This is a genomic window from Kitasatospora sp. LaBMicrA B282 (assembly GCF_050325825.1).
GTDB lineage: Bacteria > Actinomycetota > Actinomycetes > Streptomycetales > Streptomycetaceae > Kitasatospora.
Map to the genome: position 1 here is coordinate 19052 of NZ_JBNQTI010000111.1, position 11136 is coordinate 30187.

An 11136-nucleotide genomic window follows, 5' to 3' on the forward strand; every position below is an offset into this window, starting at 1 on the left:
TTGTTCGTCGGTCGGGTCGGGGAGCGTGCGGCCCCGCCGCGTCGGATCGGGGCCGCCGGTCGGGCGAGCGCACCCGGTGCTCCCGGGTGTGCTCGCCGACGGCTGCGCGCTGCCGGCCCGGACACCGGTCGCGGTGTCGGGGCGTGCGCGCGAGAACGGCACGACGCGTGACCTCCCCGTCACGGTGTGCCGATCGCAAGCCTTGCATACCTACGATTCGTAGATCAAATGGGGACATCTGGCATTGAATGGAAGATTGAAAACTAAAGTTTTGCCTCGATGAAAGGCTGGCTTATCCGCCTCCGGAGTCCGCCGACGGCTCGCCGGGGACGCGCCGGGGACGGACTTGCCCGCTCGGACGGCGGGAAGGATGATCGCGGGCGTGAGCGCCTCGATATTTCCGTCCCTCGTCGGAGCCGTCGCCGCACTGTCCGTGGTGCTGCGGCGGGTCGGCGCCGCGGCCCGGGCCAAGGCCGCGGTGCAGCGCGCCCGGGCGGAGCAGCCGGCCGCGCCGTTCGACCCGGTGCGCCACGGCCTGGTGCCCACCGCCGAGTTGGACGCCGAGCGGGCCGCGGCGCCGCCGCCCGCGCTGGTGAACAAGGAACGGCAGGCGGTCGCGGACGCGGCCTGGGAGGGCGACTGGCGACCGGCCGCCGCCTACGTCGCCGCGGCCGGCGAGGACTGGGACGAGCGCTGGCTGCGTCAGGAACTGCTGGTGGCGGTCGCCGTGCACGACGCCGACTGGCTCACCGAGTGGCGCGAGGACCAGCCGGGCAACTGCACCGCGGCCACCGTGGCCGCACAGCTGCTGGTGCACCAGGCCTGGGAGGTCCGCGGCGCGGGGTACGCGGACGAGGTTCCGGCCGACCGGATGGCGCGCTTCCGGCAGCTGCTGCCGGCCGCGTTCGAGGCGGCCCGGCGGGCGGCGCTGCTGTCGCCGACCGACCCGGGGCCCGCCGTGGTGATGATCACCGTGGCTCGTGCGATGCGCCGCCCGCCCGAGGAGTTCCGGCCGCTCTGGGCGGAGTTGACGGCCCGTGCGCCGCAGCACTTCGACGGCCACTGGCAGGGGTTGCAGTACTGGTGCGCCAAGTGGTGCGGCTCGCACGCGCAGATGCTGGACTTCGCCGCGGACGCGCTGCGCCGCGCCCCGGCGGGCAGCCCGCTGGCCGGGATCCACCTGCACGCGCTGCAGGAACTGGAGAAGGCCGCGGGCCCGGGCGCGCTGCCCACCGGGCAGGAGGCAAGCGCGCGCCTGCTGGCGGTGGGCGAAGCCCTGGAGCGGCTGCCGGCGGACCACGAGCGGTTGCCCGGGCTGCGGCACCTGCTCGCGTACTACCTGCTGCTGGCCGGGCTGCACGAAGCGGCGCTGGAGCAGTTCCGCCTGCTCGGCCCGTGGTGCGGCGCGGCGCCCTGGCTGGGGTACCGGGACCCCGCGGTCGCCTTCGACCGCGCCCGCGCCGCGGCCGCCCGGGGCGCGGGCCGCTGACACCGGTCGGGCTCTGCGTCCAGGATCCAGACGGCTGTTGACGTTGCCCGCGCCGGGCCGCTAGCTTCGCCGACATGCAGCAGCGGAGCATCCTTCTCACGACTCGGGGTCACATCGACCTCCTGCGAGTCTGCTCCGCCGCCTGTCGCGCTCACTGAGCGGACCTTCCTCCCCGCACCCTGTGCCGAGCGGCCCGGCGCGCCCCGCGCCGAGCGGCCCGGTAGCCGCCGGCGCTGACGCCTGCCGTCGCGCCGAGTTCGGGCGCCGGGGGCGCTGGGGGCGCTTCCAGCGGTAGTCCAGCGGCACCACCCGCCATCGCGCCCTTCCCGGTCGCGCTCGCCGACGTGCCGTCAATTCACCTTCGTCCTGCCCTCTTCCGACCAAGGATCAGCCATGCCCAGGTACACCCGACCCGCCCGGACCCTCGCCGCCGCCGCGGTCGCCCTGCTTGCGACCGTCACACTTCCCGGGGCCGCTGCCGCGGCCGCCCCCGCGGGCCCGCCGTTGCCGCCGCTGACGGTGTCGACCGACCGTCCCTCCGGAGCGGGCGGCAACCTCGGGGGAGACCTCTTCGTCGCGCCGAGCTCGGCCACCGCCCGGTACGGCAGCGGTGTGGAGATCCTCAGCCAGGACGGCCGCCACGTCGTCTGGTCGCACCAGGTCCCGGCCGGACAGCAGGCCGCCGACTTCCGGGCGCAGACCTACCACGGGCAGCCGGTGCTGACCTGGTGGCAGGGGACCGGCCTGGGCGGCGTGTCCACCGGTGTGGACTACATCTACGACGCCCACTACCGGAAGATCGCCGAGGTGCGGGCCGGCAACGGCCTCTCGGCGGACGGGCACGAGTTCCTGATCACGCCGTGGAACACCGCGCTGGTCATCTCCTACACCGACGCCACCGCGGACCTGCGGTCCATCGGCGGCCCCGCCGACCAGAAGGTGATCAACGGGGTGGTGCAGGAGATCGACATCCGCACCGGCAAGGTGCTCTTCAGCTGGAACAGCGCCGACCACGTGCCGTACGCGCAGAGCGAGCAGCCGCTGCCGTCCTCGCCCGACCAGCCGTGGGACTGGTTCCACCTCAACGCGGTCAAGCTGGACACCGACGGCAGCCTGCTGCTGGACGCCCGCAACACCTGGACCAGCTACCAGGTCTCCCGCACCACCGGTCGGATCCAGTGGCAACTCGGCGGCAAGGCCAGCTCGTTCACCATCGCCGCCGCGCCCGGGCAGCAGCTGGACGCGGCCGGCGAGGCCTTCGCCTGGCAGCACGACCCGGAGCCGCTGGGCAACGGGCTCTACACCTTCTTCGACAACGAGTCGGCGGGCGCGGCCAACACCGGCACGGGCGCGGTCACGGAGCTGCCGCACAGCCGGGTGGTGACCGTCCGGCTGGACCGGGCCACGCACCGGGCGACCCTGGTGCGCTCGGTGGACCAGCCGGCCGGCCTGAGCGCCTCCTCCCAGGGCAACGCCCAGTCGCTGCGTGGCGGCGACCTGGTGGTCGGCTGGGGATCGCTGCCCTATGTCTCCGAGTTCGACCGCTCCGGCAGGCTGCTCTTCGACGCGGCCTTCCCGGCGGGTGTGAACACCTACCGCGCCTACCGCTTCCCCTGGCCCGGCAGCGACCGCCCGGCCCGCTGAGCCGGATGTCCGCTGGTCACGCCCGGCAGCATGCGAGAAGCTGCCGGGCGCGATCGAGTGTGAACCCGGTCGGCTACGCCGCCGCGGTCGAGGACTTCCTCGCCGCCGCCCTGCCGGGATCCCGGGCGGGTGCCGGTGCGTAAGGCCGAACACCTGCGGTTCGCGATCCTGGCAGCCCAGCGCGAAGGCAACCGGCTGCTGATCCGACTGACGCCACGACCGCAGGGTGCCCGGCGCGCTGCCCGCGCCCGGCTGCGCCGCGCCCGCCGGGTCCGGCAGGGCGTTTCGGCCGGCGCCGGCCCGGGCCACGCTCGGGCGGGACAGCACGGTGACGGCCACCGACACCGCGGCGAGCACACCGATCGCGGTGCCCGGGGCGACGTACTGGGCCAGGCCGCCGGCGATCGCCGCACCGATGCCCTGCCAGCCCATCCGGCCCGCCGACTCGACGCCCTGGACCTGCCCCCGGACCTGATCCGCGGTCAGCGCCAGCAACTGCTCCTGCAACGGCAGTGTGGCGGCGAACCCGGTGCCGGCCGCGAACACCGCCACCGCCAGGACCGGCACCGGCGGGTGCCCGGCGAAGAGCAGGAAGGGGGCGGCGAGCAGCACCCGCAGGGGGAAGGCCCAGCGGCGCCGCTGCCCGGGAGTGAGCAGGCGGCCGACGGTCAGGTCGCCGAGCAGCATCCCGGCCGAGCCGGCGGCCAGCAGGGTGCCGGCGTTCGCGGGGGAGTAGCAGAGGAACAGCGCCTCGCAGCCGACGATCAGCCCATTGGGGACCCACAGGTTCAGCAGCAGCGCCCGTTGCCCGGGGTGCGCGACCAGCGTGCGGTTGGTGCGCCAGGTCTGCCGCAGTCCGGGGCGGCGGGTCAACCGGATCGAGCGCTCCCGCACCGTCGCCGCCACCACGGCCAGCGCGAGGGCGGCCAGCAGTGCGGCGACCACGAACACCCCGCGCGGGCTCAGCGCGTGCAGCAGTCGGGCGGCGACCGCGTACCCGACGATCGCCGTGCCGCCCGTGGTGATGTTCAACAGGGAACGCGCCGGCGCGTACGCGTCGGTGGGGAGCACCTCGGCGAGCAGGCCCATCCGGGTTCCGGTGCCCAGCGACTGGAAGAACCCCAGCAGCAGGAGCAGCCCGAACCGGGCCGCCAGCGGCAGCCCGGGCACCGCCTGGGCGGCGACGCCCGCCAGGGACAGGCCGTGCAGCGCGACCAGGGTCCGGCGCGGGCGCCGCCCGTCCGCGACCGACATCAGCGTCAGCGCGCCGAACACCGTGGCGAAGGTCGCGCCGTACATGCTCACGGCGGTCAGGAAGGCGGAGTGCGTCTGCCGGTCGACCAGGGTGCCGAGGGCGAAGCCCGACAGCGTGTTGGCGGCGTCGACGAGCGTGAAGCCGGCGTAGAGCCCGGCGAACTCCCGGTTCCGCAGCAGGGAGCGGTAGCCGACGGGGGTGAGTGGGGTGGGCGTGGCGGACGGGGTGGTGGCTGTGGCGGGTGCGGGTGGGGCGATGACCGTGGAGGAGGTGGAAGAAGGCATGAAAAAAGCCTCCGCACGCTCGCACCGCGAACGCCGAAGGCCATCGCGATCATTCTAGCAGCCGGTGGGCCCGCGGCTCCAGCAACCCGCGGACCCGCGGCCCGACCGAGGCGGCGTCAGCTCGGCCAGGCCGCCAGGGCGGTGGTGGCGATCGCGTCGAGGTCGGCGTGGTCGGCGCCGTCGCAGGCCTGGACCGACATGCCCTGCACCACCGCGGCGTAGAAGGCGGCCAGCGCCCGGGGATCGGCGGTGGCAGGGAGCAGGCCGGCGGTGAGGTCGGCGCGGATCTTCTCCTCCAGGGCGTGCTTGGTGCCTTCGCGGATCGCGCGCAGTTCGGCCTCGACGTCCGCCGAGGCGTCGGTGCAGTTGGTCGCGGCCCGGACCACCAGGCAGCCGGGCGGGTGGCTGGGGTCGGTGTACCCGGCGGCGGCCGTGCGCAGCAGCTGTTCGACGGCGGCGCGGGCGGTGGGTTGCTGGAGCGCGCGGCTGCCGTAGCCGCCGACGGTCCGGACGTAGTGCTGGACGGCCTCGCTGAACAGCTTCCGCTTGTCGCCGAACGCGGCGTACAGGCTGGGCGGGTTGATGCCCATCGCACGGGTGAGGGTCGCGATGGAGGTGGCCTCGTAACCGTGGCGCCAGAACTCGGTCAGGGCATGCTGCAGGGCGGCGTCGCGGTCGAAGCTGCGGGGGCGGCCGCGCGGGGCGGGGGTCGTGGAGGAGGCCATGTCGGAATTCTATAGCGATCGATACAGGATGTGCTACGGTCCTCATCTGTAGCGAGCGCTACACAACGCGGAAGGGGGATCCGATGAGCGCGCCGGTCCCGTCCGCGTCCCCGTCACCAGTTCACGCGTCCCTGTCACGAGTGTCACGAGTTCAGGAGCACACCGTCATGCGAGCGATCACCCAGCAGTCCTTCGGCGCCCCCGAGGTCCTCGTGCCGGCCGACCTGGAGCAGCCGCAGCCGCTGCCCACCGAGGTCCTGGTCCGCGTGCACGCCGCCGCGGTCAACCCCGTCGACGCCATGGTCCGGGCCGGCGCCTTCCCGCTGATCGGGCAGCCGCCGTTCGTGCTGGGCTGGGACATCTCCGGGGTGGTGGAGGAGGTGGTCCCCGGCGTCACCCGCTTCGAGGTGGGCGACGAGGTGTACGGGATGCCCTTCTTCCCGCGCGCCGCCGGCGGCTACGCCGAGTACGTCGCCGTCCCCTCGCGCCAACTCGCCCGCAAGCCGCGGAACCTGGACCACGTGCACGCCGCCGCGCTGCCGCTGGCCGGCCTGACGGCCTGGCAGAGCCTGGTCGACGCCGGCGGGGTCGAGGTGGGCACGCGGGTGCTGGTCCACGGGGGCGGCGGCGGGGTCGGCCACCTGGCCGTGCAGATCGCCAAGGCCCGCGGCGCCCACGTGATCGCCACCGCGAGCGCGGCCAAGGCGGAGTTCGTCCGCGGCCTGGGCGCGGACGAGGTCATCGACTACCGCGCCGTCGACTTCACCGAGGCCGCCACCGACCTCGACGTCGTCCTCGACACGGTCGGCGGGGACTACGGGCCGCGCTCGATCCAGGTGCTGCGCCCCGGCGGCGTGCTGGTCACCGTGGTGGGCCGGGCGGACACCGCCCTCAGGGAGGCGACGCTCGCGGCCGGCCGGCGGTTCGCGGGGATCACCGTCGAGCCCGACCACGTGGGCCTGGAAGGCCTGGCGGCGCTGGTGGAGGCGGGGGCGGTGCGTCCGTTCGTGGAGCACACCCTGCCGCTGGCCGAGGCCGCCGAGGCGCACCGGCTGGTGGAGTCCGGGCGTACCCAGGGGAAGATCGTCCTGACGGTCTGAGGCGTCGGGGAGGCGGCCCGATCGGTGGGTGCGACCGCTGGGCGGTCACGCTGTCCGACGGGCCGTCACCGCTGGGCGTGCCGTCACCGTGCGGCGGGCCGTCACTGTGCGGCGGGCCTCAGGCCCACGGCAGGGCCGCGCGGGTGCGCCAGTAGGCCTCGGCGGGCTCGGCCAGCGGGGCGAGGACGGCCAGATCGGCGGGGGCGAGGGCGAGGCCGGCGGCGGTCAGGTTGGAGGCGAGCTGCGCCGGGGTGGCCGCGCCGGAGAGGACCAGGTCGGCCCAGGGCTGAGCGGCGACCGCGGCCAGCGCGAGGGCGTCGCAGGACGCGCCGAGACGGCCGGCGAGGTTGCGCAGGGCGGTGGTGTCCGGGCCGGTGGCGTTGCGGTCCGCGAGGCGGCCGTTGGCCATGCCCTCCTTCACCACGACCAGCCACCCCGCCGCGTGCGCCTCGGCCAGGGCCGGGCCGGCGGAGGTCTCCAGCGGGTTCCAGGTCGCCTGCACGGCGGCGAACAGCGGCCGGCCGGCGACCGTCACCGCCAGTGCGGCGCGGATCGCCGCGGCCTGCGCCGGACCGCTGGTCGACAGCCCGACCCGCACCCCCTCCGCGGCCAGCGCCGCCAGCCGCTCGTGCAGCGCGGGGTCGGTCAGCGCCGGGCTGTCCGGGGTGACCGAGTGCACCAGGTACACGTCCAGGTGGCGGCCCAGCAGGGCCCGGGTCTCCTTGATCTGACGGTCGAACACCGCGACCGAGTGCTCCTTCACCTCGTGCACGGGCACGCCGGAGGCCTGCCAGTCGGCGGTGTAGGTGTAGCCCCACTTGCTGCCGACGGTGAGGTCGGCCGCCGCCTCGGGGCGCGTCGCCAGCCACTCGCCGACGAACTCCTCGGCCCGCCCGTACGACCGCGCGGTGTCGAAGTACCGCACCCCGGCGGCGTGGGCGGCGTCGAGCAACTGGTGCGTCCGCTCGCGCAGCGCCGCGACGCTGCGCTCGGCCGGAAGGTCGACGGCCCGCCCGAGCGTGATGTACCCCGGCCGGCCGACGGCAGCCGTGCCCAGCCCGAACCGCGCGAGCGACGGGGCGGCGGGGTCGGTGGGGGCGGCGGCGGGCGGGGTCGGCATCCTGGGTCCTCTCGGCGGTGCGGTGGGCGCGGCCGGTGCACCTCGCCCCGACCAGAACCCTATCCGCCGAGCAGGACCATGCAGGCGGGCCGGCCCGGCCGACCCAGGCCGATGCGCCGCACGTCGGGGAGCGCCGAGGTGCCCGCCCCGGTGGTGCTGCACAGCACCGTCGGGGTGACGGCGGGTCTGGTTCGGGAGGGTGGCGCCCGGTAGGTTGTTCGAATGCGTCTGACGAAGTACGGCCACGCCTGTGTGCGGATCGAGGACGGGGACCGGGTGCTGGTGATCGACCCGGGCGAGTTCACCGAACCGGCGGCCCTGGCTGGTGCCACCGCGGTGCTCGCCACTCACGGGCACGCCGACCACCTCGACCTCGACCAGCTGCGCGCCGCCCGCGAGCGCGACCCGGGGCTGACCGTCCACACCCTTCCGGAGCTGGCCGCGGAGCTCGGCGGCGGGGCGATCGCCGTCGCACCGGGGGAGACCTTCACCGCCGCCGGGTTCACCGTGCGTGCGGTCGGTGGTGAGCACGCGGAGATCATCGACGGCCTGCCCGGCTGCCCCAACCTCGGGTTCCTGGTCGAGGGCGTCTACCACCCCGGGGACTCGCTCTTCGTCCCCGCCGAGCCGGTCGAGACCCTGCTGCTCCCGGCCTCCGGGCCCTGGCTGAAGCTGCGCGAGGCGATCGAGCTCGTCCGGACCGTGCGGCCGGCACGCACCTTCCCGATCCACGACGCCAACCTCAGCGAGATCGGCCAGGAGAACTTCGACGGCTGGCTGTCGGAGGAGTCCGCGACGGCCTACGCCCGGATCCCGCTCGGCGGCTCGGTGGAGCTGTAGGCGTAGTTCATCGAGCCGTCGACACCGCGCGGGATCACGAGGACGGCCGGACAGGCCCGCACACTGCTGAGAAGACCTGTATCAGCACGGTTCTCGCCCCGGGCCGCTCCCAGCCTCACCGTGGGCGGGCGGCCCCGGAGGAACACGTGGCTTCGCAGATGAGCACCGCCGTTGTTGCGGCTGTCACCACCAGCATCGTCAGCCTGCTCGGCTTCGTGATTCAGGACTGGCTCGGTCGACGCTCCAGGCTCGAACGTCGAAGGTTGCTCTTCGAGGACGCATCGCGTCGGGTGGCCTTCGCAACGGACTGGTGGAAGGGGATGGAGCAGCTGAGTCCGTCACCCGATGAACTGACCGAGGCCAGGACCAGGAGTCTCGTCTGGTTGCACGAGGCCTCGGCGCTCATCGCCGAGGCCAAGCAACTGCCCATCCCCGAGCGAGCTCATCTGTCCCCGCGCAGAGTGCTGCTGATCTATCGCTTCGAGCGTCGATCCGCGAAGGTCATCCGGCTCTGCTTCTTCCTCGTTCTGGCCTACGCCATCCAGTTCGCGGCCCTCATCCCCGCCGACCGCGGCACCAGCTACTTCACCTCCGACCTCTTGGTGCTGGCCGGGTTCGTGGTCGGGGCCCTGTTGCTGCGCGCTTGGGCGGTCACGGTCGAGAAGCGCAGTCCGAACCCGGCCGGCAGCCCGACCGCTCCAGGCTCGGGCTCCTGACGCTCCAGGGCCGTACTTCGGCCCGTCTCGTGTAGTCCGGCCGGCTGTGGCCCGACGGCGCGCCGGGTGGGCGGTGATGTGGAACTGTGGAACGGGGGCCGGCGCAGTCGTTGCGAGAGGAGTGGCCATGTCATCGAAGCGACGCCGCAAGAAGAAGGCCCGCGCCCGGCGCGGCGCGAACCACGGACGCCGGCCGCAGTGCTGAGCGGTGCCCGGCGCACCCGGCGGGGTCGAGGCTCACTCGGCCCCGCCGCGGCGTGTCCGGGTCCGACGTCTCCGGGGCCGGCGGGCTGGGGGCGGGGCCGGGGGCCGGGTTAGGGTGCGGCGGTGAGCACCGACGAACCGAACCGGCGCGGGTGAGGCCGGATGCGCAGCCTCGATCTGCACCCGATCTTCCGGAACAACCGGGACATCGAGCTGGCGATGCGCCAGTTCCTCTTCGCCGCCGCCCGGTCGGGCGATCCGGTGGCCGAGATCATCCCCGGCAAGGGCTCGGGTCAGTTGATGGGCCGGGTCCTGGCCTTCCTGGGCCAGAAGCACATCCGCAAGCTGTACCACCGGCACGAGGTGGACCCGCGCAACCCCGGGCGGGTGCTGGTGTACTTCGGGCCCGGAGTACCCGGCGTGCCCGGCACGCCCGGTGTTTCCGGCGGGTGAGACGGTCCGCTCATCCGTTCGGCCCAGCAGTAGCATCGTGATCATGGCGGATTGGGAACTGCGACCGGCCTCGCCGGCGGATGTCGAGCCGTTGGTCGAGGTGCGGGCCGCGGTCATGCGGCCGGACCTGGAGCGGCTGGGACGGTACGACGCGCACCGGGTCCGCCAACGGCTGCGCGACGGGTTCGTGCCGGCGCACACCTGGGTGATCGAGGTGGCCGGCGAGCTCGCCGGCTGCGTGGCGCTGCGCCCGGCCGAGGACGCCCGCTGGCTGGAGCACTTCCTGCTGGCCGCGGAGTCCCAGGGCGGCGGCATCGGCGGCGCCGTGCTGGACCGGCTGCTGCAGGAGTGCGACCGCGACGGCGTGCGGGTCCGGCTGAACGTGCTCCAGGGCAGTGCGGCCCGGCGGCTGTACGAGCGGCACGGGTTCACCGTGGAGTCCGAGGACCCGGTGGACGTCTGGATGGTGCGCGAACCCGCCTGAGCCCCGGCGTCACCCGCCTGAGCCCGGCGTCACCCGCCTGAGCCCGGCGTCAGCGGGCTGCGGCCGCCGGCTCGCGGCCCGGCACGAGGAGCAGCAGCGCGCCGGCAGCGGCGCCCGCCCCGACCGCGGCCACCGCCGGCCAGCCGCCGTGCGACCAGGCCAGCGAGCCGAGCAGCGAGCCGGTGGCGATGCCGAGGAACCGGAGCGCGAAGTAGCAGGTGTTCAGCCGGCTGTGCAGGGCCGGTGCCAGCGTGAACAGCGCGCGCTGGCAGGCGACCTGGTTGCTCCAGGTGCCCACGTCCAGCACCACCACCCCGGCGACCAGCCAGCCCAGGCCGCTGCCGCCCGGCAGCAGCAGCGCCCAGCCGGCGAGCACGACGGCGATCATGGCGGCCAGGGTGCCGCGCGGCCCGAGCCGGTCGGCCAGTCGCCCGGCGGACGGGGAGGCGAGCGCACTGGCGGCGGCGACCAGGCCGAACAGGCCGGCCTGCACGGAGCCGTAGTGGTAGTGCGCTTCGAGCAGGAAGGTCAGGGCGGTCCAGAACGCCCCGAAGGAGACCCCGACCAGCGCACCGGACAGGGTCACCCGGCGGACCAACGGCGTCGCGGCGAACACCCGCGGCAGGGAGGCCAGGCAGGCGCGGTAGCCGGCGGCGGACCGCTCGCCGGCCGCGCCGCCTGCCGCGCCGCCTGCCGCGCCGCCTTGCAGCGCCCGTCGGCTGCCAGTCCCTTCTGGCGGCTGAAGTCGATGAACGAACCTGGGCTGGACATCACCGTCACCCCGCCGGCCAGCGCCATGCTGCACTCGCCCTGCCGCAGCGA

The 11136-nt window shown here is 74.4% G+C and carries 11 protein-coding genes and 1 pseudogene; 8 read left to right on the forward strand and 4 right to left on the reverse strand.

What is annotated here, in order from left to right:
* Positions 1-382: 382 nt before the first annotated feature.
* From ACQRUO_RS26410 to ACQRUO_RS26420, 3 genes are all read left to right on the forward strand, one after another.
* On the forward strand, positions 383-1489 hold the full coding sequence (locus ACQRUO_RS26410; RefSeq protein ID WP_428318563.1) for a hypothetical protein: 1107 nt from the start codon (positions 383-385) through the stop codon (positions 1487-1489).
* 393 nt (positions 1490-1882) lie between these two features.
* A complete protein-coding gene (locus tag ACQRUO_RS26415; protein ID WP_428318564.1) occupies positions 1883-3133 on the forward strand; it encodes an arylsulfotransferase family protein in 1251 nt (416 codons plus the stop codon).
* Between the two features lie 835 nt (positions 3134-3968).
* Positions 3969-4538 carry a hypothetical protein gene (locus ACQRUO_RS26420; RefSeq protein WP_428318565.1) on the forward strand — a complete coding sequence of 190 codons (570 nt, stop codon included), beginning with the start codon at positions 3969-3971 and terminating at the stop codon, positions 4536-4538.
* A gap of 250 nt (positions 4539-4788) precedes the next feature.
* On the opposite strand, the gene ACQRUO_RS26425 is transcribed toward ACQRUO_RS26420, so the two are convergent.
* Entirely contained in the window at positions 4789-5397 is a 609-nt protein-coding gene (locus ACQRUO_RS26425; protein ID WP_428318566.1) for a TetR/AcrR family transcriptional regulator, read from the reverse strand.
* A 167-nt stretch (positions 5398-5564) separates the two neighbouring features.
* On the opposite strand from ACQRUO_RS26425, the gene ACQRUO_RS26430 reads away from it, so the two are divergent.
* Entirely contained in the window at positions 5565-6497 is a 933-nt protein-coding gene (locus ACQRUO_RS26430) for an NADP-dependent oxidoreductase (protein WP_428318567.1), read from the forward strand.
* A gap of 118 nt (positions 6498-6615) precedes the next feature.
* Here the strand turns inward: ACQRUO_RS26430 and ACQRUO_RS26435 are convergent, their stop codons facing one another.
* Positions 6616-7617, reverse strand: a complete 1002-nt coding sequence (locus ACQRUO_RS26435; RefSeq protein WP_428318568.1) for an aldo/keto reductase — start codon at positions 7615-7617, stop codon at positions 6616-6618.
* Between the two features lie 222 nt (positions 7618-7839).
* Between ACQRUO_RS26435 and ACQRUO_RS26440 the strand changes: the two genes are divergently transcribed.
* From ACQRUO_RS26440 to ACQRUO_RS26455, 4 genes are all read left to right on the forward strand, one after another.
* Complete coding sequence (locus tag ACQRUO_RS26440) at positions 7840-8457, forward strand: MBL fold metallo-hydrolase (protein ID WP_428318569.1); 618 nt, start codon at positions 7840-7842, stop codon at positions 8455-8457.
* Between the two features lie 146 nt (positions 8458-8603).
* Positions 8604-9173, forward strand: a complete 570-nt coding sequence (locus ACQRUO_RS26445) for a hypothetical protein (protein WP_428318570.1) — start codon at positions 8604-8606, stop codon at positions 9171-9173.
* 366 nt (positions 9174-9539) lie between these two features.
* Positions 9540-9830: a Smr/MutS family protein gene (locus tag ACQRUO_RS26450; protein ID WP_428318571.1), complete on the forward strand. Its 291-nt coding sequence runs from the start codon at positions 9540-9542 to the stop codon at positions 9828-9830.
* 43 nt (positions 9831-9873) lie between these two features.
* Complete coding sequence (locus ACQRUO_RS26455; protein ID WP_428318572.1) at positions 9874-10314, forward strand: GNAT family N-acetyltransferase; 441 nt, start codon at positions 9874-9876, stop codon at positions 10312-10314.
* Positions 10315-10363: 49 nt separating this feature from the next.
* On the opposite strand, the gene ACQRUO_RS26460 is transcribed toward ACQRUO_RS26455, so the two are convergent.
* Positions 10364-10930, reverse strand: a complete 567-nt coding sequence (locus ACQRUO_RS26460) for an MFS transporter (RefSeq protein ID WP_428318573.1) — start codon at positions 10928-10930, stop codon at positions 10364-10366.
* A gap of 68 nt (positions 10931-10998) precedes the next feature.
* Positions 10999-11136: pseudogene (locus tag ACQRUO_RS26465) on the reverse strand (beta-ketoacyl synthase N-terminal-like domain-containing protein); the annotation flags it as partial.